Here is a 22,896-nt window from a genome sequence, read left to right as displayed (position 1 = left end):
GTCCGCCGCCGGGCGTGTGCCCGGCGGCGGACCTGCCGTCCCGTTGTCAGCCGCGGCGGCGGCGGTACCGGCCGATGACGGGGATCGTGGCTATCCCGCTGGTGAGCAGCAGGACGGCCAGGCCCAGGAGACCGCGCAGACTGCTACCGGTGACGGGGTGTTGAGAGCCCGCGCCCGACGGCGGCACCTCGACGGTCGCGGTGGACGGCGGCGTGGTGGTGTCCGTCCCGTCGGGGGCCGTGCCGCTCGCGATGGCGGTGTTGTCGACCTTCCCGGCGCTGATGTCGGCCTGGGTGGTGGTGTAGGTGGCGGTGCAGGTGACCGAGGCGCCCGGCGCCAGGGGTTCGGTCGGGCAGGTCGGCGTCGGCGGGGTGCCGGTGCCGGTGAAGCTGGTCTCGGTCACGGTCACGTCGGTGAGCGTGACGTTGCCGGTGTTGGTGACCACGAAGCTGTAGGTCACGAGCTGGCCGGCGGAGCCGATCGTGGCCGGGTCGGCCGACTTGACCAGGTTCGACGACGGGTTCGGTGGCGCGGTCACCTCGGCCGAGCTCGGCGGTGAGGTGACGGCCGGGCCGACGGGCGGGTTGCCGGTCGCGGTCGCGGTGTTGGTGATCGACCCGGTGTCCACGTCGGCTTGGGTGAGGGTGTAGGTGGCGGTGCAGGTGGCAGTGGCTCCCGGTGCCACGGGGTCGGTCGGGCAACTGATCGGCGACAGGGTTCCCGTTCCGGAGAACTCGGTCTCGGTGATCGTGAGGTTGGTCAGGGAGACGTTGCCGGTGTTGGTGACCAGGAAGCTGTAGGTGACCGTGTCACCGGCGTTGGCGACGGTGGTCGGGTCCGCGGACTTGTCCACCGTCAGGTCCGGCGCCGGCGGGATGGGGATCACCACGGTGGACTGCGGGGCCTGCACGGGCGGGCCGTTGGGCGGGGTGCCCACGGCCGTGGCCGTGTCGTGGAGTTCCCCGCTGTCCGCGTCCGCCTGGGTGACGGTGTACGGGCTGGCCGTGCAGGTCATCGAGGCGCCCACGGCCAGGGTGGTCGACGGGCAGGTGATGGTGACCGACGGCCCGCCGGGCGCGGCGAGCTGGTCGTCCACGGTGACGTCGGTCAACGGGACGCTGCCCGTGTTGGTGACGACGTAGCTGTAGTTGACGATGTCACCGGCCCGATCGACGGTGGTGCGGTCGGCCGACTTGACGATCGAGATGGCGGCGCTCGCCGGCACCGGGACGCTGGTGGTCGAGGGTGGGCTGGTGGTGGTGCCGCCGCTGGGGTCGGTGCCCGACGCGGTGGCGGAGTTGTTCACCGTGCCGTTGGCGGCGTCGGCGTTGGTGGTGGTGTAGGGCGTGGAGGTGCACGTCATCGACGCGCCGATGGCCAGCGTGGTGGACGGGCAGGTCACGGTGACCTCGGGCCCGGCCGGCGCGGCCAGCGTGTCGGTGACCGCCACACCGGTCAGCTCCACGTTGCCGGTGTTGGTGACCAGGAAGCTGTAGGTGATGGTCTCACCGACCTGGGAGGTCGTGGCGGGGTCGGCGGTCTTCAGGATCGTCAACCCCGGCTCCGAGGGGATGTCGACCGTGGCGGTCGAGGGCGGTGTGGTCGAGGTGACGCCGGCCGGGTCGGTGCCCGACGCGGTGGCCGAGTTGTCCACGCCGCCGTTGGCGACGTCCGCCGCGGTCACGGTGTAGGGGGTGGAGGTGCAGGTCATCGACGCGCCCGCCGCCAGCGTCGTGGCCGGGCAGGTGACGGTGACCTCGGGCCCGGCCGGCGCGACCAGGGTGTCGGTCACGGTCACGCCGGTCATCTCGACGTTGCCCGTGTTGGTGACCAGGAAGCTGTAGTTGATCTGGTCCCCGGCCTGGTAGGCGGTGGCCCGGTCGGCGATCTTGGTCAGGGCCAGGCTGGGCGCGGTGGCGATGGGCAGGTCGACGCTGAACCGGACGCCGGGATCGACGCTGTTGCCGTTGGCGTCGGTGCCCGTGACCGTCGCGCCGTTGCGGACGTTGCCATTGGCCACGTCGGCCGCGGTGATGGTGTAAGGACTCGACGTGCAGGTCATCGACGCGCCCGCCGCCAGCGTCGTGGCCGGGCAGGTGACGGTCACCGCCGGGCCCGCCGGTGCGACGAGTTGGTCTTGGACCTGGATGTTGCTCGCCGGCTGCCCGCTGGGGTTGGTGACCACGAAGGTGTAGGTCACCTGCTGGCCGACGGTGTAGGCCCGCGACGGGTTGACCATCTTCACCATGTGCAGGTCGGCCACCAGGCGGGTGGTGATGAAGGCTTCGGCCTCGTTGGACTGCACCGGGCCGCCGTCGGGCGCGGTGGCGTTGGCCACCGCGACGTTCACCAGGGGCGAACCTCCGGCGTCGACGTCGGACGGGGTGGTGGTGTAGTCCGCGGTGCAGGTGACCTGCGCACCGGGCGCGAGTGGTCCAGGTGGGCAGGTGATCGGTGACATGAACCCGCTGCCGTCGAAGGAGACTTCGGAGATCGACACGTTGTCCACCGGCACGTTGCCGCTGTTGGTGACCACGAAGGTGTAGGTGATCTCCTCCTCGGCGGCGGTGAAGTGGGCGGGATTGGCGGTCTTGACCAGGGTCAGGGCCGGGTCGGCCGGGATGGGCACGCTGATCGCCGACGGCGGACTGGCGACGGTGCCCCCCGTGGGGTCGGTGGCGGTCGCGGTGGCGGAGTTGTCCACCTTGCCGTTGTCCACGTCGGCCTGGGTGAGGGTGTAGGGGGCGGTGCAGGTCATCGAGTCGCCCGCGGCCAGCATGGTGGACGGGCAGGTGACGGCCAGTTCCGGCCCGGCCGGCGCGACCAGCGCGTCGGTCACGACCACGTTCGCCAGCGAGGTGTCGCCGGTGTTGGTGACCACGAAGCTGTAGGTGATCGTCTCGCCGGCGACGTGCCCGGCCGCCACGTTGGCGGACTTCACGATGGACAGGCTCGAACCGGCCGGCGCCGGCACGCTCGCGGTGGACGGGTTGGACGTCACCGGGTTGCCGTCGGGATCGTCGCCGGTGGCGGTGGCGGTGTTGTTCACCGACCCGTTGTCCACGTCCGCCGCGGTGACCGTGTAGGGGGCGGTGCAGACCATCTGCGCGCCCATCGCGAGCGTGGTGGACGGGCAGGTGACGACCAGCGCCGGACCGGCCGGGGCGGACAGCGTGTCGTTGACGGTGACGCCGGTCAGCGGCACGTTGCCGGTGTTGACGACCACGAAGCTGTAGGTGATGGTCTGTCCGACCGCGCGCACCATCGCCGGGCTGGCCGACTTGGTCACGGTCAGGGACGGGCTGGGCGAGATCGACACCACCGCGGTCGACGGCGGACTGGTGACGGCGCTGCCGTCCGGGCTGGTCCCGGTGACGGTGGCGGAGTTGTTGACCGACCCGTTGGCCACGTCCGCCGCGGTCAACCGGTACGGGCTGGAGGTGCAGGTCTGCTCGCCCCCGACCGGGAGCGAATCACGCGGGCAGGTCACGGTGATCGCCGGGCCGGCCGGCGCGACGAAGACGTCCTCGACGGTGATCCCGGTCAGTTCCGTGCTGCCCGTGTTGCGGACGACGAAGTCGTACTGCACCACATCACCGACGTTGCGGGCGGTCGTGGGCACCGCCGTCTTCTGGATCGCCAGCGACGGGCCGGCGCTCGTGCGCGGCACCTCGGCGGTCGACGGCGGGGCGCTGATCTGCGGCCCGTTGGGCGGCGTCGCCGTGGCGTTGGCGGTGTTGACGACCCTCCCGTTGTCCAGGTCCGCGGCGGTCACGACGTACGGGCTGGCGGTGCAGGTCATCACCCCGCCCACCGCCAACGTCGTGGCCGGGCATGTGATCGTGAGCGCGGGCCCGGCCGGAGCGGCCAACTGGTCGGTCACCACGATGTCGTTGAGCACCGTGTTGCCCGTGTTGCGCACCACGAACGTGTAGTGGATCTGCTCGCCCACCTGGCTGATCGACCCCGGGCTGGCCACCTTCTGGATCGTCATCGCCGGCGACGACGGGATGGGCACCGAGCCCACCGACTCCTCACTGGTGGTCGGCGGGCCCGACGGCGGCGTGCCGGTCACGGTCGCGGTGTTGTTCACCGACCCGTTGTCCACATCGGCCTGGGTGACCGTGTACGGGGCGGTGCAGGTCATCACCGCGCCGGCCGCCAACGTGGTCGACGGGCAGGTGACGACCAGCGCCGGACCGGCCGGCGCGGTCAGGGTGTCGTTCACCGTGATGCCGGACATCGGCACGTTGCCCGTGTTCGTCACCACGAAGCTGAACTGGATGGTGTCACCGACCTCGTGCGCGGTCGCCGGGTTGGCGGACTTCACCACCGACAACCCCGGCACCCCCATGGCGGTGACCGTCGAGCAGGACGGATCGGTCGACCCGACCGGGCAGTTGGTCGTGGACGTCGGCGAGGACACCGTGTTCGGCAGTTCCGTGCCCACCGGCACGTTCGCGTTGGGCGTCAGGCTGTAGGTCATCGCCACCGAGGTGTTGGCGGCCAGCGGCCCGGTCCAGGTCAACGTCGGCGACGCGAAGCTCACCGTCCCCGAGGGCGCGGACGCGTCGTTGTTGTAGGTGGCGTTCGCCAGCGCCCGCGACAGGTCGTCGTTCACCACCACCGGGTTGCCCGCGAGGTAGTCCGCGGTGCCCGTGTTCGTGATCGTCACCGTGTAGGTCACCGGTTGGCCCGGCAACGCCAACGAGGTACTCGCCGTCTTCGCTATGTGCACTCGGCACGACTCCCCCGTCGGGGCGACGTCGAACGCCGCCACACCCGAGCTGTTCCCGGCGGGCGCGTCGCTGGCGCCACCGTTCGCCGTGGCGTCGGTGGTGAACGTCGCGTTGTTCGAGATCGGGAACGTGTCGCACACCTGGGCCACCTGGGTCTTGAAGCAGACCTGGTAGACGTCGTCACCGGTCCAGGTCACCGACGCCTGCGGAGCCGTGAAGTCCGCCGTCGTCTCGATGAACGACACGACGACCTCCAGCTCCGTCGTGTCGAAGGTGCCCCCGAGTCCGTTGGACCAAGTGGCGGAGTAGCCGATGATGCTCGCCAGGTCGATCGGGACGTTGGCCGCCGGGACCTGGTTGTTGCTCCAGACCGTGCCGTTGGAGTCGGTGATGATGTCCCCGTCGGCGTCCCTGATGGTCACCGCGACAGCGGCGTAGGTGTTGTTCGGCGGACTCGACACGACGATCTGCGACCACGCGGTGTTGCGGCCCTCCGCGCTCGATCCATCGCAGTAGTTGGCCTGGGGGCGCGCCGTGACCGAGCCGGTGGTCGAGCAGCCGACCTCGCCGGTGAGCGCGTTGATCGGGATGACCCTTCCGCTGTCCCCGTTCGCCCAGATGCATGTCGGGTTCACCACGTCGACCGCGAGCGTGTAGTTGACGCTCGGGACCACGATCGGAGGCGTTTCCGGGTAGTTCGCGCACGTCGCACTCGTCGCGAAGTCGTAGCACAGCACCCGCCCGGTGTTCGTGGCCACGTAGGTACGGGTTCCGATGGTGGTGAGGTTCTGGTAGAAGCCGCCCCAGGGCACGACGTTCGTGTAGATCGGCGGGTCGGGCAGCGTATCGGCCACTCCCGCGGTCTGCGTCGTGGTCGAGAAGCAGTCGGAGTTGCTGTTGCCGAGGCTGCAAATGCCCACCACCGCACCGGAAGCGTCCATGACCGGTCCCATGGTGATCTGGTGCGTCCGGTTGCCGATGGCGGTTGGGGCGATGACGCCGTTGGCGAATCCCGGGCACACGTCGTTGGTGCGGGTGTCGTAGCAGGAGATGTTCTGGTGCCACCGGTTGTCGGACATCACCGGCCACTGGGTGAACACGTAAGGCCCGAACGACTGGATGTTCTGACTGGCGGCCTGGGGGAACAGGCCGGCCGTGGTGGGGTACAACTGGAAACCGTCGTTGGCGCACGGCGTGAAGGACCCAGGGTTGAAGCAGTGGAGGACGCCCGTGTGGTCCAACCAGTACATCAAACCGTCTGCCGCTTGTGTGAGCGCTGCGACGGATGTGCTGTAGGTGCCCTGGTTGGGCGAAACCGTCGGGGTGATGGCGGAGTTCCCCTGGGTGTAGGTGATGGCCGGGACGGTGGTGAGTTGCAATTCCCCACAGCCGGTCAGGGAGAGCGGGTCGTAGCAGATCACCTCCACATGGGTCGGGTCCTTGTAGACCATCCCGAAGATCCGACCGGTGCCCTGGTCGAGCACGGTGTAGTTGCCGTAGATCGACTTCCCGGTCGCGGGCGAGGTGGTCAGCAACGGACCCGTGGGATTGGCGAAGTCGAAGTAGAGGACGCGGGCCGGCCAGTTCGCGCACGTACCGCCGGTCGCCCTGGTCATGCAGGTGATCGACGGGTCGTTGTGGTGGAACGACGTGTAGAGGTTGTCGGGCTCGATCAGGCTGGTCATGACGACGGTGCCGTCACCGCCGCCCGGTTGCTGGAGCGCTTGGCCCACCTGGAGGAACGTGAAAGCCGCCGTCCCTGACGGCGGCACGCTCTGCCCGTTCGCGGTGACCGTGTCGCCGTTGACGGCACCGGTGAAGTCGGGCGGCATCGTCAGCGATCCGGGCACGTAGGACTGGCTGCCCGTGATCGTGTCGGTGAGCGAGACGGTGGCCGGGAGACCGGTGGAGTTCGTGTAGTTGAGCACCCAGTCGATCGTGTCGCCGGGGTTGGCGGTGCCGCGGGTGCCGTCCGAGCTGGCCACGGAACCGTTCTGCTCGTTCGTGCCCGACTTGGTCACCGTCGAGACCGCGGTCGTGTCCGCGACGGCGGTCGAGGTGACCGGCAGCGCGCCCAGGACGACCATGGCCGCCGCGAGCAGGAGCCTGCCGAGTCGCCGGGGTGTGCCGGGGGAAGTGGCCGTCCAAGGACGAGGAGCACGCCGATGCATGGCGAGCCGTGACCGACGCCGTCGATGGCGTGGCGCCGCGACACGGTCCACGGCCTGGGCGTGATCAGACATCCACCGACTACCCATGTCGCACCTCTTCCCATCGGGTCACGATCGGACATGACCTCCCATGCAGCACCGACACCACGGGAGGCACGTCGATGACGCGCCGACCGCCCTCACCTGGAGACTGTCGGCGGCGCGGTCGGTGACCCCGGAGAGCGGATCGCCTCGCCAACCGGCGTGGCAGCGGCGAGGCCGGCGGTCTTGACGAGCGCCGGCGCCGGGTGACAGCGGTGAAGGCCAGTCCACAGTGGACTGGCCTTCACCACGTTCATGACCTCACATGTGCGCGTCGTACTCCACGGCGTCCTTCGTCAACCTGATGAAGGCTTCCTCCAGGGAACCGCGCTGGGACGCCAGTTCGGACAGCGTGATGCCTTCGATCACCGCCAGCTCGCCGATGCGCTGGGGGTCCAGGCCGTGCACGACGAGCGCGCCGCCGACCGAGTCGACCCGGGCGTGACGGGCGAGCACGGCCCGCAGCCGGTCGATCTCCGGTGAGGTCACGCGGACGGTGTCCTCGGTCGCGTCCTTGATGAACCGCTCGGTGCTGGTCTGGGCGATCAGCTTGCCCTTGCCGATGACCACCAGGTCCTCGGCGGTCAACGCCATCTCCGCGAGCAGGTGCGACGACACGAACACCGTCCGCCCCTCGCCGGCCAGCCGGTGCATGAACTGCCGGATCCACTGGATGCCCTCGGGGTCCAACCCGTTGACCGGCTCGTCGAACATCAGGATCTCCGGGTCGCCCAGCAGCGCGCCGGCGATGCCCAGCCGCTGGGACATGCCCAGGGAGAAGGTGCCGACCCGCTTGTTCGCCACCCCTTCCAGGCCCACGAGGTCCAGGACCTTGGCCACGCGGCCGGCGGAGATGCCGTTGGAGCGGGCCATCCACAACAGGTGGGCGCGAGCGCTGCGGTTGGGGTGGACCCACTTGGCGTCCAACGCCGCCCCGACCGTCTTCAGCGGGCGGTGCAGCGCCGCGTAGGGTTTGCCGTCGATCAGCACGTGCCCGCTGGTGGGGCGGTCCAGGGCGAGCATCATCCGCATGGTGGTGGACTTGCCCGCGCCGTTGGGGCCGAGGAACCCGGTGACGCGGCCGGGCATCACGCTGAACGACAGGTTGTTCACCGCGACGGTGGAGCCGTAGCGCTTGGTGACTTCGACGACCTCGATCATGGGGTGCTCCCGACTCGATGGCGGTTGAACGGGTGGCTACGCGTCGCGTCGTTTGATGACCACGAGCGAGAGCGCGAAGACGGCGACGGCGATCGCCGAGAGGTAGGCGAACGAGGCCCAGGGCGACGGCACGTCGGTGGGAGGGTGCTCGACCGGGAGCCGGAAGGCCGAGACGAACGGCATCCACTCGTAGACGTCCTCGCCGACCTTGGGGATGAGCCTGACCAACGGCTCCACCACCAGCCCGAACACCAGTATCAGCGTCAACGCGCCCGCCGTGTGGCGGATCAACCCTCCGATGCCCAGTGCGAGAACGGCGCTCGCCGCGCAGATCAACCCCAAGCCGAGCACCGCGCGCAGACCGGAGCCCGACGTGATGACCAACCGGGACCCGTTCTCGGCGAGCAGCTTGCTGACGCCCACCGAGCCGAACGACGCCGCCCAGCCCGCCAGGCACGCCACCCCGGCGACCACCGCGGCCTTGGCCAGCAACGGTGACACGCGGTCCGGGGCCGCCTGGAACGTCAGCTTGATCGTGTTGAAGCGGTACTCGGTGGTGATCGCCAGCATGGCCATCACCAGCAGCGTGTAGAGGCCGAGTGAGCCTCCCGCCAGGATCGAATCCAGCGTGACGGGGCTGTCACCCGAACCGACTGTCGTGACCACGGCGACGACGATCGGCAGGACGATGGCCGCACCGACGCACCACCAGGGCGAACGAGTGGAGAACAGCTTGATCCGTTCAACGCCGATGAGCGCTATCACGGTCCACCTCACCTTCCGGAACGCTCAGGGCCGTCGACGCCACGCCGCTCGACCGTCCGTCCTCATCCCGCGTCCCCGATCGGGACCGCTTCGACAGACCGACACACCAACCGCCCGCGCTATTACGCCGAACCAGACGACTCGCGAGCACCGCACCGGCAGCACCAGAGCGAATCCGCGCCGATCCGGTCTCGCTCAGGCGAGCACGACGGGGAGATCGGTGATCCGGTGGCTGAGCAGGTCGCTCTGGCGGCGCGGCGGGGTGTCCGGATCCGCGAGCCGGGCGTGCGGGAACCGCCGCAGGAACGCCGTCACCGCCGTCGTGGCCTCCATCCGCGCCAAACCGGCGCCGATGCAGTAGTGCGCTCCCAGCCCGAACGAGACGTGGTCGTTCGGGCTCCGGTCGGGCCGGAACCGGTGGGGGTCGGGGTGGCGGTCGTGGTCGCGGTTCGCCGCGGCCAGGTTGACCAGGACGGGCGTGCCGCGCGGCACCACCAGAGCGCCCAGGGCGATGTCCTCGGCGGCGAAGCGCCACGTCGCCAACGGGAAAGGCGGGTGCAGCCGCAGCGCCTCCTCCACCGCGGCGGCCACTGCACCCCCGCCGGGTCGAGCCCCGACGGCCAGCAACTCGTACAGCGTCGCCGAGATCAGCCCGGCGGTGGACTCGTGGCCGGGCAGGACCAGGCTCGGCACCCACGCCTTGACCTCGGTGCGGGTCGCCTCCGGCGGGTCGTGCCCGGTCACGGCGAGCAGGTCGGTGATCATGCCGTCGGAGATCAGCTCCGGCTGCTCGTCGATCAGCCGGCCGATCGTGCCGTACAGCTCCGCACGGCCTCGCCCCCGCACCTCGGGGCTGCCGCCGTAGAAGATCTTCTCCGCGGCGGCGCGCAGGGCCGGGCGCGTCGCGGGCGGCAGGCCGAGCAGGGCGCAGATGACCGCCAGCGGCAGCGGGTAGGCCAACCCGGCGACCAGGTCGACGGCGGCGCCGCCCTCGCCGCGCGCGGCCAACGCGTCGAGCAGGTCCTCGGCCAGCGCGGCGATGGTCGGGGCCCAGGTCCGCACCCGGGCGGGGCTCAAGCCCAGCAGGTGCAGCCGCCGCAGCCGGCGGTGCTCGGGCCCGTCGCTGGTGACGATGTCGCCGGGAGCGGTTTCCCCGGACCCGATCAGGCCGCTCTCGTCGACGAACCACGGCGGGGCGTGCCGCCCGTTCTTGGCGAAGCGCGGGTCGGCCAGCACCTCCCGCACCAGGCGGGGCTCGGACACGACCCACACCAGGCCGCCCGCGTGCGGGACGCGGACCATCGGCCCGCGACGCGGCAGGTCCAGCAGCTCGGTGAGCAGGTCGCGATCACCCAGGTCCAACGACAGGGCGACCACCGGCGGTGTCATGCCCCACCCCGCGGACCGGCGCGGAGCAGGAGGTGGGTCGGGCCGTGGAAGACCAGGTCGGCGCCGAAGACGGGACGGGCGGCCAAGCCCCCGGTGAGCAGCCCCTCTTGCGCCAGGGCGTCGAGGCCGATCTGGGCCTCGGCCTTGGCCAGAAGTGCGCCCAGGCAGTAGTGGATGCCCATGCCGAACCCGCAGTGCCCGGCCGGACGCCGGTCGAGCCGGAGCACGTCGGGGTCGCGGAAGCGCCGCGGATCGCGGTTGGCGGAGCCGAGCACCAGCACCACCTTGTCGCCCCGGCGGACCGTGCGCTCCCCCAGCACGGTGTCCCGGTAGGCCCACCGGGTCACCATCTGCACGGGCGCGTCGTACCGGATCAGCTCGTCCACCGCCCCGACCGGCAGGGCCCGCCCCGCGCCCAGCGCCCCCGGATTGGCCAACAGCGCCAGCACGGACTTGCCGATGAGGTTCGTGGTCGTCTCGTGCCCCGCGGTCAGCAGGTGGATGCACGTGCCGGTGAACTCGTCCTCGCTCAGCCGACCCTCGCCACGCGCGAGCACGGCGATCAGGTCGTCACCGCCGCTGCGGCGCCTGCGCGCGCCTTCACCGAGGAAGTAGTCGGTGAGCTGGGAGGCCGCGTGGTCGGCCCGCGCGTAGGCGTCCGCCCCCCGCCCGACCTGCGTCGTCCCGGCCTCTTGGAGCGCCACGGCGCGGCCCCGCAGCCACGGGACGTCGGAGGCCGGCAGCCCGAGCACTTCGGCGATGACCAGCAGCGGCAGCGGGGCGGCGAACGCGTCCACGAGGTCGAAGACGGGTTGCTCGCGCAGGGCCCGGACGAGCTTGAACGCGATCGCGGCCACTCTCGGCCGCAACGCGCGCACGGAGTCCCGACCGAACCGCGGGGCGAGCAGCATCCGAAGCCGGCGGTGCTTGGGCGGGTCCATGAACACCAGCCAGTTCGCCACCACCCGGCTGAGCCGGTCGTAGCCGGGCGGGACCGGTGGGACGGTGCGGCCGTCGGCGTGGGTGACGGCGTGCGCGCTGCGGCCGAAGCCGTCGTCGCCGAGCACCCGGACCACGTCGGCGTGGCGGAAGGCGTACCACGCGGTCGCCGTGCCGGGCAGGCCCGCGCCCCGGTGCACCGGGTCCCGCTCGCGGTAGCGCCGGTACACCGGGTAGGGGTCGGCCACCCGTTCGACGGGCCACCCCGCCGGGGCGAACGGGGGCAGTCGCCGCGCGGTCACGGTCGCGCCCCGCGCACCGCGTCGGCCAGCGCCGCCGGGCGGGTCGGCGCGTCGTCGCCGCGCCAGGCCACGTGCCCGTCGGGCCGGACCAGGACGTAGCGGCGCTCGTAGAGCCGCGCCACCGCCGGGTCGGCGCAGTCCACGACCTCCAGCGGCACGCGGCGGTGGGCGAAGGCGCGCTCGACCGGCCCGGTCTGGTACGCGCCCGGGAAGCACAGGAGGGTGAACCCCGCCCCGAACAGGTCCAGCGTCGACACGCCCCGGCGCAGCCACGCGTGCGGCGCCCGCGATCCCGGCGTCGCGCGGGGCCGCCACTGGCCCTCGACGGGAGCCGGTGGTTCCTCGGGCACGATCAACCCAGACTCGTAGCGGAACCCCAACTGGGCCTCGGGCGAGTCGAACTCACGGGCGGCGCCGCCGAGTGCCAACACCCTGCGCGCCGCGGCCCGCGCCCGCCGTCCCGCGAGCGTGTCGGCGTGCAGGTCATCCGGGATGCTCCGCCGCGTCGCGCGCACCAGGTTGGTGTTGGCCTCGTGCAGGGTCGCCAGGGCGACCGGCCTGCACTCGGCCTCGTAGCTGTCCAACAAGCTCTCCCCCGCCCAACCCTCCAACTCGGCGGCGAGCTTCCACCCCAGGTTGGCCGCGCCCGCCACGCCGAGGTTCAGGCCGTGGCCGCCGGACGGGGACAGCGTGTGGGCCGCGTCCCCGACGAGGAACACGTTGCCGCACCGGAACCGGTCGGCCACCCGGTGGGTGAGGTGCCAGCGTTGGTCGGAGAGGACCTCCACCGGGGTGTCGAAGGCGATCGCCTCGGCCACCAGCGACCGCGGGTCGGCGTCCTCGCCGTCGTCGGTCCCGGCGACCAGGTTGAACAGGTCCACGCCGTCGATCGCGCGCAGCGGGTAGCGCAACAACGGCGACGCCATCAGGAAGTAGACCATCGCCGCTCGCGGGCCGAGCTGGTCGCGCAGGGTCGGGGCGTGGAAGAGGATGTTGCGGAACACCCTCGTCACGTGCCGGGGCGGTGCGGGGATGCCGCACATGGCGCGCACCGGCGACGCCGCCCCGTCGCAGGCCACGAGGTGGTCGGCCTCGATCACGGTCACCGTCCCCAGGCGGGAATGGGTGGCCGCGGCGACGACACCGCCATCGCGGTGGTGGACGGCGTCCACCCGGTGCAGCGTGCGCACGCGCCCGGCCGGGTGCACCCCGACCCGGTCCAGCAGCAGCGGGTTGAGCCAGTGCGCGGGACACACCTGGTCGGGTTCCGGGGTGTGGTCGGGCAGCGGTCGGCTGTTCGCGGTCCCGCGGGCCAGGCGGTACAGCTCGTGGCCCCCGACCCGGGTGACCCAGGCGACGTCGAGCGGGTGGTCGCCGGGCCAGCCCGCCCGGCGGATGCGCTCGGCGACGCCCCACCGCCGGAACAACTCCATCGCCCGCGGGCCGACCGTGCTCACCTTCGGGTGGGTCACCGCGCCGTCCCCCGCCTCCAGCACCACGAAGTCCACACCCCGGCGGGCCAGGTCCAGCGCCAGGGCCAGCCCGACGGGTCCGGCGCCGACGATCAGCACCTCGGTTTCGAGCAGGTGGTCGGTCATGACCCGCTCGATCCGCGCGCCCGGAACCGGTCGGCCAGGAACCCGAGCGTCTCCACCGCGGACGCCGGCAGCAGCCCGGACCGGCGGGCGCCCGCGGACAGGTGCTCGAACCGCGTCGCCACCGACCGCATCGCCACGTCCCGCCGCGGGATGACCCCCGGCACCCCGGCCAGCTCGAACGACGGCCCCGCGGTCCGGCCCCGCCGCCCGGACGGCATCCGCACCAACTGTTCGGCGGTGGGCCGCAGGACACCGGTCATGACCTCGATGGCCAGGTTCATCAGCTCCGAGCGGCGCAGGGCGCTGTCCGGCTGGTGACCGAAGTGCTGGACCATGAGCTGGAACATCATGAAGTAGGACTTGTTGAACAGCTCCAGCACCGTGCGGGCGTCCCGATCGGACACGAACTCGGTGGCGGGGTTGCCCTCGCGCAGGCTCGGGTTGCGCACCACCGGGTAGGCGGGCGTCCACGGGGCCGCCCTGCGGCGCTCGGCGGACAGGTGCTCGACCATGAGGACGTCCGAGATCCGGAGGAACGTGTCGAAGTGCGCCTCCTCCCCGTGCTCGACGCCGCCCAGCACGTTGCCCTCGCCCTGTTCGGTGACGACGTCGATCGCGAACAGCGCGCTGGCCAGGTCGTCGACCTCCAACTGGTAGTCCGGGTGCACGGCGTTGAGCGACTCGCGCAGGAACAGGTGGTGCTCGCCGCCGCCCCGGCCCTTCTCGACCAGGAACAGGTCGGGCACGCGGCACAACCCCTCCCGGATGCTCGCGTACATCTCGCTCAGCGAGCCGTAGCGGCGGTCGTCCCCCGGCGGCCCGTCACCACCGCCGCCGGGTTGTTCCAGGGCGATGAACCGCTGCACGCTGCCGATGCCCAGCGGCTCCAACGCCAGCTCCAGCGGGACCGGCAACTGCCCGTTGACCGTGCCGAAGTCCAGCGCCGGGACGTGGAACGGCTCCCCGATGGCCATGATGATGTTGTTGACCACCAGGAAGTGGATCATCTCCTCGCGGGCCACCTCCAGCAGCGCCCCGCGGATGCCGCCGTCCCGGGTCTCCCCGCCGTCGCCGCACACCAGCCGAAGGTGCCCGCCGGTCCACTCACCTCGGCGCACGTGCTCCCACGCGGCACCGTAGGTCGGCAGGGAGAAAGCCGCGTAGAGGTACTGCAGCATCGCGGCCAACTCGATGGTCGCCGCGTCGTGCAGGGCGCTGAGCAGGTCGCCGCGGGTGTCGATCCGGTACCCGGCCGACGAGACGCCAGCCGACGAGACGCCAGCCGACGAGACGCCGGCCGGCGGCGACTCCGGGGCGTGCTGCCGGCGCAGGAAACCCAGGAGCAGGCGGGCCTTCGGCTCGGTGAGGTCGCGGGTGGGCGGCATGTAGTAGGTCTTGGACTTGTTGGCCGGATTGCACATCTGCCAGATCAGCCGTGCGTAGGTGGCGACCCGGAAGCCGTCCGCGAGACTGAACACCTCCTCGCGCATGAACGAAAAGAGTTGTTCGTAGTAGGCGAAGACTTCCCGGTAGACCACCTCGAAGGTGATGTCGCGGTCGGCGATGCCGTCCAGTCGCCAGTCGTCGGGCAGCACGCGCACCGCCAACCACCCGGCGCCGGGCCAGAACCCCAGTGCGTCGTCGTGGTCGTAGCCGACCGCGGCCGAACCGGGCCGGGACCCGTCGCACGGCACGTCGTGGGCGGTGGCCGACAGCAACACGCGGGTGGTGCCCGCCCGCGCGCCGCGCAGCGTGAGCACGCCGCGTCCGTCCTCGCCGGTGTGCAGGAGACAGGCCGGCTCGAACCCGGAGGTGTGCTCCCCGCCCGGCCGCACGCCGACGATCGTCACGTCGCCCGCCTTCGCGTCGCCTGACGCGGCGACCTGGTCCAGGGGCAGCGCCCGGCCGTTGAAGTACTGTCCGACGTGGACGGCCGGCCACGGGCCGGGTCGCCCGCGGACGTAGGTGCGGAACTCGACGTCGATGTCGTGGCCGGCGTCGGTCGGTGACCGCGGGTGCTCCACGATGAGGACGGCGTCGTCGGACTGGACGTTGACCTCCCGCTCCACCAGCAGCACCGTCCGTTCCCCGACACCGCCGACGACGTGCAGCGCCTGGTCGGCCGCGTCCGGGTCCACGACGGGAACCGACACGACGCCGCCGTTGGGCCGGACGGTCAGGTACTGCCCGCGGGGCAGCCTGGCCACCAGCCGCCCGTCCGCGCCGCGCAGCTCCAGGTCGCCCATGTCCACCGCCGGCCCCGGCGCGTGCGTGGATCCGGGGCCGGGCCGCAGGGCCCGACCGGTCAACGGGACGGCGTTGACCAGGTTGAACGTCGCATGGGTCGGCGAGATCTCCACCGACAGGGTGTGCAAGGGGTGCGCCTGCGCCGGCCGCCCACGCGGGCTCAGCAGCCGCCCCGCGGGGTAGGTGCGCGGCTCGTCGGCGCGCCACACCGCGATGGTGCCCCGCAGGTCCCAGTGGTCGGGCGTGTCCGGCGCCGACGGCGTCGCCATGCCGCCAAGCGCGAACTGGACGACCAGGCCGTCCCCGTCCGCGGACTCGGCGGCCTCGCGCAACGCGGCGACGGCGGGGGACGCCGGGTGCGTCGACGGCCACCGCCACAACGGGTTGTCGTGCCGGCACACGACGAACTGGTGCACCGTCGAACGCCGCAGGTGCGCGGCCAACGGGTGCTCGCCGACGTCCAGGACGTAGCGCAGGTGGTGCCATCGAGGCGGCTGGAAGCCGTCCACGCCGCCGCAGAACAGGTAACCGTCGTCGTGCGACCGACCCACGCGGCCGAAGCAGAACTGCCCCACCATCAGCGTCGTGGTCCAGTCCGAGGCCGGGTCGACGTCGAACACCCTGGCCCGGTTGGCCGTGGTCGCCAGGTAGGGGTTGTAGTGCCCCCACATGTCGACGGCCCGACCGACCGCGGTGTCCTGCGTGTCGAGCTCGCCGGCGGCGCGTTCGACCCCGACGATCCGGGCGTTCACCGCGAAGTGCCCGTTGCCGGCGAAGTTCCAGCCCTTCGCCGCGCTGAACGGCCCTTCGTCGCACAGGCGGCCGGACGCGTCGAAGCGGGGGCCACGCCGGTCGAGGTAGCGGTGGTGGTCGGTCGCCGGGCTCCCCGGGTCCACCGGCCGGGAGTCGGCCAGCGCCGTGTTCGTCGCGAGGTCCACCAGACCGGACTTCGGGCCCGTCGGCAACCGCGTCGTCGCGGTGCCCGCGAAGTGCAGGCGCGGCAGGTCGAACACGCTCATCGACTCGCCCCCTCCATGCGGCGCGCGGCGCACGGAGCGCCACGCCGGACCGTGTGGGCGTCGATCTCGTCCGCCGCGCGGACCGCCGACGCGATCGCGCCCTCGATCCACGCCGGGGTGGACGAGCAGTGCTCCCCGGCGAAGAACAGCCGCCCTTCCGGCTCGGCCGCCAGCCTCCGCTCCCGCTCGGCCGCCGCGGTGTCCAGTCCCCACCGGACGGACGCCGCGCCCTCGCTCCACCGGTACCGGCCCCACGGCATGCTCACCGCGTCGAGCACCATGCCCGGCCGGAGCAGCTCGGGGTGGATCCCGCCCAACTCCTGCAACACGGCCGCGTGCCGGACCGACGTCGGCAGCGCGTCGAACCCCGCGGTGTCCGCGCCGATCGTGTAACTGGCGAGCAGGGCCGCGCCGTCGGCGGGATCTCCCTCGACCGGCAGGTAGTAGGTCTGCTGCACGCGCCCGCCGCAGAACGACGCCCCTCCGCTGATGCCGTCCTGCTCCCAGAACGGTTCCCGGCAGTGGAACGCGACTTTGGTGGCCGCCCAGTAGGTCATGTCCCGGATCACCGCCGACTTCGCGGCGCTGAGCCCGGCCAGTCGCATGCGCCGCAGGCTGGAGAACGGCACCGTGCACAGCACGTAGTCGCAGTGGCGGGTGCGGATGTGGTCGCCGTGGCGGATGTCCAGCAGCACCCCCTGCTCGCACACGGTCAGGCCGACCACCTCCTGTCCACACCGCACCTGGCCGCGCACCTGCCCGTGCACGCCGTGGACCAGTTGGTCCATGCCGCCTTCGAGCCGGACCAGTTCGGGGCTGGTCTCGCTCAGCACGTCGTCGAGGAACCGGTCGAGGCGCCCGTTGCCGGTCATCTTGACCTCGGGGTGCGCGGCGAAGAACGCGTGCAGGTCCACCCGGCGCCCGGCGTCGTCGAAGAACGGCGACACGTCGATCCGGTCGACGGCGTCGAGCAGGTCCAGCCACAGGTCCGCACGCAGATCCGCGCGGAAGTACGCCGGGGCGATCGCGTGCCCCGCCGCCATCAGCCATGCGCCCAACAACACCGAACCGTCCGCGTAGCGCCTGCCGGGCACGGCACGGCGGAAATCCGCGACGAGGGCCTCGGCCGCGTCGCGGATCCGGACGGGACCCGCTCCGGTGGCGTAGTAGGCGCCGCCGTCGGTGAACAGGCTGCGGAAGTCCCGCAGCCGGTCGACCAATCCCAGTTCGGTGATGCAGTGCATCGTGTAGAGGTGGTCGCCGGGTATCCGCATGGCGCCGAGTTCGACCAGCGGGGCACCCGGGCCGGACGCGAACCGGTGGGTCAGGATGCGCCCGCCTATCCGCCCGCTGCCCTCCAGGACCTCCACGCGGTGACCACGCCGTTCCAATTCGCGTGCGGCCACCAGGCCGGATATGCCGGCGCCGATGACGGTCACCTTCTTGCTCTCTCCACGGTTCACGGTGTCGTCCATGTCGTCGTCCGCACCGGCGCATGAGCGGAAATGGGTTGCCGAACCTCGATCCGCCCTGGAGTTCTGCGGAGCAATCCGGCGGGGCGGCCTTGTCGTCAATGTGTCCGTCGAGCGGGAACGACTACGCGTCCGGCGATTCCCCCGCCGTTGCGGGGCAATCCTGCGAACGGGTCGATTCCCGTCGAACGCGAACCATACTCGCACCGGTGCCGTTCACAGACAATAGACCGACGGCGTGAGCTTGGGACACGGCGGGCTGCGGATTTGTTCGACCCGTGGAATTTCACAGAAGTCGGACCGACGCGGGTGAATGCGGACCGTCGGCAGCACGCGCCCGATCTTCCGCCGGGTGGCCGCGCGGCGAAGTGGCCATTCGCGCGAAGCGGGGCGCGGGATTGTCCGACCGGTCGCACAAATGCGGTGAAAACAGGCCGTGCCGCCGGAGGAAGAACATCCGGCGGCACGGTCGCGGCTTGGCCCATCCGCTGGGCGCGGTGGCGCGTCAGTGCGGGGCGAAGACCTTCCCCACGAACTCGGCGACCTGGTGGTCGCTGAGGTGCTGGGCCAGGTCGGCTTCGCTGATGATGCCCACGAGCCGGTTACCCTGGCGGGTGTCGATCACCGGCAGGCGCTTCACCCGGTGCTCCCCCATCGCGTCGACGACCTCCCGCGCGTCGGCGTCGGCGTCGATCCACCTCGGCGTTCCCTGGGCGAGGTCGGCGGCGGTCATCTTGGCCGCGTCAAGGCCTTTCGCGACGCACCGCAGCACGATGTCGCGGTCGGTGATGATGCCGGCCAGCCGACCGTTGTCACAGATCGGCAGTGCGCCCACGTCGAGCTTGAGCATCAACTTGGCCGCACTCGCCAGGGTCTCGTACATGGTGATGCACCGCACGTCCCGGTGCATGATGTCGCGCGCCTTCAGACTGGCCATGTCCAGACTCCTTGATCGGTTCGAAGGGGATGTCCCTGCCGAACAGACACCGGTCACGGGCTCTTCCTGACGGGCGTCGGCGTCACCCGACGGCGGTGCTCCCGAACCCGCCGTCCCCAGGGGACGGCGTCGGGTCGGTGGCCACATACCACCGACCCGACGCCCTCCCCCTCCGTCACGGCTCCCGACGCGCCCGACCGGCATCGTCGTCGGGCTCATCGCCGGTGACCTTGCCGGCGACGAAGTCCTCGGCCTGGGCGATCTGCCCGGTGAACTTGCCGCCGGTCTTCTCGTCCAGGAAGTCCCCGGCCTTGTCGATGCCCTCCCGAACCTCGCCCTTGTGGTCGGCGGCCAACTTCTTCGCCGCCGCCTGCATGTCGTCGAACGATCCCATCTCGGACTCCCTGATCGAATCGGATGTCGCGCACGCGCATCACCGCGCGGCGCTCGTCACGTCCATGACGAACGGACACGCCGACGGCCTTCCCTATGACGCGAGCGAGCGCGGCGGGTCCAGCGAACCCCGGACCACCGGCCGCTGCATCCGATCGCCGCCCGAGGCGGCCGGTCGGGTCACCGGGCCAGCACGAGGCCCGTCGCGATCTGGCCGGAGGCGTCGGTGACCGTGTAGGTGAAGTGGTCGACCCGGCCACCCAGGCCACCCGCCGGCGGTGTGTAGGTCACCGACTGGTCGGCGTTGAGCACGACCTGGCCACCCAACGCCGACGCGGCCTGCACCGACGTGATGGTCAGCGCGTCGTTGTTGCCGTCGCGGTCGTTGGCCAACGGGTTCAGGGTGACCGGCCCGGTCACCGGCTCCACCGTGTCCATCGCGGCGTAGGGCGGGAGCGCCGTGGCCCGGTAGACGCCCACGTCCACCAGGATCGCGGTGCGGGCCGCCCGACTGGTGCCGACCGCCTGCGCCTCGGGGCCCGAGAAGCGGCCGTACTGGTTGCCCGACATCACGGTCGCCCCTTCCTGCTCGGCGCCGGCGTGGTTGTCGTACACGCCCCAGTTGTGGCCCATCTCGTGGCGGGCGACGATGTCGAAGCTCCCGTCGCTGTCGGCGTCGGACCGGCCGGAGTTCCACTCCGGGTTGTAGTCGGACACGAAGGCCAGGCCGCCGCCCTTGTTGACGGTGATCAACTGCACCTGGTCGATCCCGGCGTCGGCCTGGTTGGTCCGCCACTCGTCCCGCACCACGTTCAGCAGCTCCGCGGAGGTCTCGTAGGGGTCGCTGACCGGCGCCGACCGGATGACCACCCGCCCCAACGCCTGCTTGACCCCGACGTCGGTCAGGTAGATCGCGCGGATGTTGTTCATCGAGTACTCGGCGAGGTCGAGCGCGGTCGCGACGTCGGAACCGGCACGCGTGGTGAAGTAGTCGCTGCTCAGATCGAGACCGACGTCGGTGAGCACGGTGTTGTCGTCCAGCACCCCGGCGGCGAGCGTCGGCGTCGTCGGCCAGGTGTAGGCGGTGGGCGGTGTGGTGCCCCGGGTCTTGGCGACCGTGTCCCCGGTGGTCCACCAGGTCGCGCCGCGGTCGAACACCACCTGGGCGCGGACCGTGCCGTCGCTCATGACGTACCCGCTGGCCACCGCGTCCGGGAACCCGTCCACGGTGCCCAGGTACGCCCGCTCCCCCTTCGGCGTGAACGTGGCGAACGATCCGTCCGCCTGCTGCACGCGGACGTCGAACCCGTCGCCGCGCAACCGCACCCGGCACAACCGCAGGGTGATCGTCTGCCCGGTGTCGGGGTTGGTCACCTTCTGGGTGAAGGTCGTCGGCGGGTTGTCCGGGTCGACGGCCGCGATCCCGGACGCGGGAACGGCCGGCGAGCCGAGCAGCACGAGAGCCGCGACCAGGCCCGTCCGGGCCACCGACACGAGGTTCATCGGGTCACGCTCCGGGAGGCCGCCGCCTTCCGGGGACCGGTGCGGGACAGGAGGACGAGCAACGCCCCGGCGACGGCGAGCAGGGCGCCGAGCAGCACCAGCCACCCCGGAGCGGTTCCCGTGACCGGCAGCGTGGCCGCTTCGACGGCGGTTCCCGCCGGTGGTCCGGCTCCCACGTCCACCGCCCGCTCGGCGGTGCCGGTCACCACGACCTGCTCCGGCGTGGTCGGCTCCGGCGTGGTCGTGGTGGTCAGGTCACCGCACCGCGCGTCGGCATCCGCCGGACAGGGAACGACGAACAGACTGGGAGCAGTGTCCATCGTGGACACATCAACGCTCGTGTCCACGATGGACACAGCCGACGTTTCCGCGACCGTCGACGAAGACGGTGTCACCGGTGGCGGGCTCACGTCCAAGTCGGGGATCGGCCACACCGACGCCGCGACCAGCAGCACGCCGGCGAAGCCCTGCCACAGCAATGGTTTCATCATGGTGCGACGGCCCTCCGTCATCCATCGCCGACACGCGACCCCACAGCCGCCATCGGGCGACGACCGCGCGTTCCCGAGCCAGTGGGAGCGGCCGGTCGTCCGGTCGGGTGTACGCCACCTCGACATCGCGGCGAGCACCCGATCCGCCGGTAGAGTCGCACCGCGTGCCGACACCGGCCACCCGAACGCCCCACGTCACCGTTTCGAGCGACAGGCGACCGGCGCGAGAAAATCGTCAGGCACGTCCGCGGACGCCCTGGTGGTGGACGGCCAGCAGGGCGATGTCGTCGGCGATGACCTGGTCACCGACGAACTCGGCCATGATCCGGCCGCACGCGGCCTCGGCCGGCATCGCGGTCACGGTGCGGCGAAGCAGTTCCAAGCGCCGGCCCAGGACCTGGTCACGGCGCTCGACCAGGCCGTCGGTGTAGAACACCGCCAGCGCCCCCTCCGGCAGATCGACCGTGGTGGTGCGGCGACCCGTGGTGGCCAGGTCGAAGCCGATCGGCGGATCGACGAGTCCCGGACCAGCACGGCGTCCCTCCCGGGCACCGCCACGACCGGCGGCGGGTGACCGGCGAGGGAGAGGGTCATGCCGCCGGTCGAAGGGTCGATCACGGCGTAGGCGACCGTGGCCATCGCGTTGTGCTCGAAGTGGCCGGCCTTGCGGTCCAGCTTGGCGAGCACCTCGGCCGGGTCCTCGAACTCCAGCGCGTAGGCGCGCAACGCGCTGCGCAGGCGTCCCATCACCACCGCCGCCGCCAGCCCGTGACCGGCCACGTCACCGACCACCAGGCCCAGCCGCCCGCCGGGCAGCTCGAACACGTCGTACCAGTCGCCCCCGACGGAGCCGCCCGCGCCCGGCACGTACCGCGCGGCCAGCCCCCACCCCGGCGTCCGGGGCAGCCGGCCCGGCAGCAGGCTGTCCTGCAGCGCCGCCGCCGCGTCCCGCTCGGCCCGCGACCGGTGCGCGTGGGCCCCGGCCGCGAGCCGGTCGGCGACCAGCCGCAGCAGGTCCACCTCCTCGTCGGTGAACCGCCGCTCGACCAGCGACCCGACGTGCACCACCCCGACGAGATCTCCGCCGGCCACCATCGGCACGCCCAGCATCGCCCGCAGGCCCCGCCGCCACAGCAGCGGGTTGACCACCGTGGACTCGTCCACATGCGACACCCGCACCGGCTCCCGCAGCTCCGCCACCCGCCCCGCGAACCCGGAACCCACGGGTACCCGCACCCCCTGGAGGACCTCCTCCTCCAGCCCGCGCGTCGCCCGGGCCACCAACTGCTCGCCGCCGGGATCGGTCAACAGCACGGTCACGGTGTCCACCGACAGCAGCTCACGCACCTGCCCCAGCAACACCTCGAACAGCTTGTCCAGGTCCAGCTCGCGCAGGGCGCTGTCGGTGACCGCCTCCAGCACGCGCAACCGCACCTCCGACACCCGTTCCCCGCCCATACGCCGACTCCGTCCCGGATCCGAGCACCCCGAGCCACCCACGCCGCGAGCGAGCCGTCGCCCAGCAGCCGGCACCGGGCGGACGGTCCACCCCACGACGATACGCCGCGCTTCAACCACCTGGCCGCACGAAAGGCCGAACCCGAGAAGTGATCCACAGTGGACGCCGCCTCCCGACCGGGGCTCAGGCTCGCCGCCCCCACGGGCCGCCGGGACGAGACCGGCCCTCCC

The 22,896-nt window shown here is 71.6% G+C and carries 14 protein-coding genes; all 14 read right to left on the bottom strand.

Going from position 1 to position 22,896, the window contains the following annotated elements:
• Positions 1–46 precede the first annotated feature (46 nt).
• The 14 genes from AB0A74_RS01010 to AB0A74_RS00945 all read right to left on the bottom strand — a co-directional run bounded on the left by AB0A74_RS01010 (position 47) and on the right by AB0A74_RS00945 (position 22,665).
• Positions 47–6,826 carry a hypothetical protein gene (locus tag AB0A74_RS01010; protein WP_358246832.1) on the bottom strand — a complete coding sequence of 2,260 codons (6,780 nt, stop codon included), beginning with the start codon at positions 6,824–6,826 and terminating at the stop codon, positions 47–49.
• Positions 6,827–7,252: 426 nt separating this feature from the next.
• A complete protein-coding gene (locus AB0A74_RS01005) occupies positions 7,253–8,152 on the bottom strand; it encodes an ATP-binding cassette domain-containing protein (RefSeq protein ID WP_358246831.1) in 900 nt (299 codons plus the stop codon).
• A gap of 36 nt (positions 8,153–8,188) precedes the next feature.
• The gene (locus AB0A74_RS01000) at positions 8,189–8,929 is read right to left on the bottom strand and encodes a hypothetical protein (RefSeq protein WP_358246830.1); all 741 of its coding nucleotides are present in this window, start codon (positions 8,927–8,929) and stop codon (positions 8,189–8,191) included.
• A gap of 183 nt (positions 8,930–9,112) precedes the next feature.
• A complete protein-coding gene (locus AB0A74_RS00995) occupies positions 9,113–10,306 on the bottom strand; it encodes a cytochrome P450 (RefSeq protein ID WP_358246829.1) in 1,194 nt (397 codons plus the stop codon).
• Positions 10,303–11,547 (bottom strand): cytochrome P450, encoded by a 1,245-nt coding sequence (locus AB0A74_RS00990; protein WP_358246828.1) that lies wholly within the window; start codon positions 11,545–11,547, stop codon positions 10,303–10,305. Before AB0A74_RS00990 ends, AB0A74_RS00995 begins: the two co-directional genes overlap by 4 nt.
• The gene (locus AB0A74_RS00985) at positions 11,544–13,145 is read right to left on the bottom strand and encodes an FAD-dependent monooxygenase (RefSeq protein WP_358246827.1); all 1,602 of its coding nucleotides are present in this window, start codon (positions 13,143–13,145) and stop codon (positions 11,544–11,546) included. The genes AB0A74_RS00990 and AB0A74_RS00985 overlap by 4 nt, the downstream gene beginning before the upstream one ends.
• The gene (locus tag AB0A74_RS00980; RefSeq protein WP_358246826.1) at positions 13,142–16,411 is read right to left on the bottom strand and encodes a ferritin-like domain-containing protein; all 3,270 of its coding nucleotides are present in this window, start codon (positions 16,409–16,411) and stop codon (positions 13,142–13,144) included. The genes AB0A74_RS00985 and AB0A74_RS00980 overlap by 4 nt, the downstream gene beginning before the upstream one ends.
• Complete coding sequence (locus AB0A74_RS00975) at positions 16,408–17,886, bottom strand: NAD(P)/FAD-dependent oxidoreductase (RefSeq protein WP_358246825.1); 1,479 nt, start codon at positions 17,884–17,886, stop codon at positions 16,408–16,410. Before AB0A74_RS00975 ends, AB0A74_RS00980 begins: the two co-directional genes overlap by 4 nt.
• A gap of 502 nt (positions 17,887–18,388) precedes the next feature.
• Positions 18,389–18,820, bottom strand: a complete 432-nt coding sequence (locus AB0A74_RS00970) for a CBS domain-containing protein (protein ID WP_358246824.1) — start codon at positions 18,818–18,820, stop codon at positions 18,389–18,391.
• A gap of 175 nt (positions 18,821–18,995) precedes the next feature.
• Positions 18,996–19,214 carry an antitoxin gene (locus tag AB0A74_RS00965; RefSeq protein ID WP_358246823.1) on the bottom strand — a complete coding sequence of 73 codons (219 nt, stop codon included), beginning with the start codon at positions 19,212–19,214 and terminating at the stop codon, positions 18,996–18,998.
• A gap of 179 nt (positions 19,215–19,393) precedes the next feature.
• Complete coding sequence (locus AB0A74_RS00960; protein WP_358246822.1) at positions 19,394–20,716, bottom strand: Ig-like domain-containing protein; 1,323 nt, start codon at positions 20,714–20,716, stop codon at positions 19,394–19,396.
• Positions 20,713–21,207 carry a hypothetical protein gene (locus AB0A74_RS00955; protein WP_358246821.1) on the bottom strand — a complete coding sequence of 165 codons (495 nt, stop codon included), beginning with the start codon at positions 21,205–21,207 and terminating at the stop codon, positions 20,713–20,715. The genes AB0A74_RS00960 and AB0A74_RS00955 overlap by 4 nt, the downstream gene beginning before the upstream one ends.
• 235 nt (positions 21,208–21,442) lie before the next feature.
• On the bottom strand, positions 21,443–21,664 hold the full coding sequence (locus AB0A74_RS00950) for a SpoIIE family protein phosphatase (protein WP_358247014.1): 222 nt from the start codon (positions 21,662–21,664) through the stop codon (positions 21,443–21,445).
• Positions 21,565–22,665, bottom strand: coding sequence for a SpoIIE family protein phosphatase (locus AB0A74_RS00945; RefSeq protein WP_358246820.1), 1,101 nt, complete (start codon positions 22,663–22,665; stop codon positions 21,565–21,567). The genes AB0A74_RS00950 and AB0A74_RS00945 overlap by 100 nt, the downstream gene beginning before the upstream one ends.
• Positions 22,666–22,896: the final 231 nt, after the last annotated feature.

The organism is Saccharothrix sp. NPDC042600 (assembly GCF_040647305.1).
Lineage (GTDB): Bacteria > Actinomycetota > Actinomycetes > Mycobacteriales > Pseudonocardiaceae > Actinosynnema > Actinosynnema mutabilis.
Note: the sequence above shows the minus strand (reverse complement) of the source record. Positions and strands in the feature narration are given on the sequence as shown.

Coding starts and splice junctions, on each gene's coding strand:
- AB0A74_RS01010 (WP_358246832.1), bottom strand. CDS start 6,826: ATGGTCGTCCTGGGCGCGCTGCCGGTCACCTCGACCGCCGTCGCGGAC.
- AB0A74_RS01005 (WP_358246831.1), bottom strand. CDS start 8,152: ATGATCGAGGTCGTCGAAGTCACCAAGCGCTACGGCTCCACCGTCGCG.
- AB0A74_RS00995 (WP_358246829.1), bottom strand. CDS start 10,306: ATGACACCGCCGGTGGTCGCCCTGTCGTTGGACCTGGGTGATCGCGAC.
- AB0A74_RS00985 (WP_358246827.1), bottom strand. CDS start 13,145: ATGACCGACCACCTGCTCGAAACCGAGGTGCTGATCGTCGGCGCCGGA.
- AB0A74_RS00980 (WP_358246826.1), bottom strand. CDS start 16,411: ATGAGCGTGTTCGACCTGCCGCGCCTGCACTTCGCGGGCACCGCGACG.
- AB0A74_RS00975 (WP_358246825.1), bottom strand. CDS start 17,886: ATGGACGACACCGTGAACCGTGGAGAGAGCAAGAAGGTGACCGTCATC.
- AB0A74_RS00970 (WP_358246824.1), bottom strand. CDS start 18,820: ATGGCCAGTCTGAAGGCGCGCGACATCATGCACCGGGACGTGCGGTGC.
- AB0A74_RS00965 (WP_358246823.1), bottom strand. CDS start 19,214: ATGGGATCGTTCGACGACATGCAGGCGGCGGCGAAGAAGTTGGCCGCC.
- AB0A74_RS00960 (WP_358246822.1), bottom strand. CDS start 20,716: ATGAACCTCGTGTCGGTGGCCCGGACGGGCCTGGTCGCGGCTCTCGTG.
- AB0A74_RS00955 (WP_358246821.1), bottom strand. CDS start 21,207: ATGATGAAACCATTGCTGTGGCAGGGCTTCGCCGGCGTGCTGCTGGTC.
- AB0A74_RS00945 (WP_358246820.1), bottom strand. CDS start 22,665: ATGGGCGGGGAACGGGTGTCGGAGGTGCGGTTGCGCGTGCTGGAGGCG.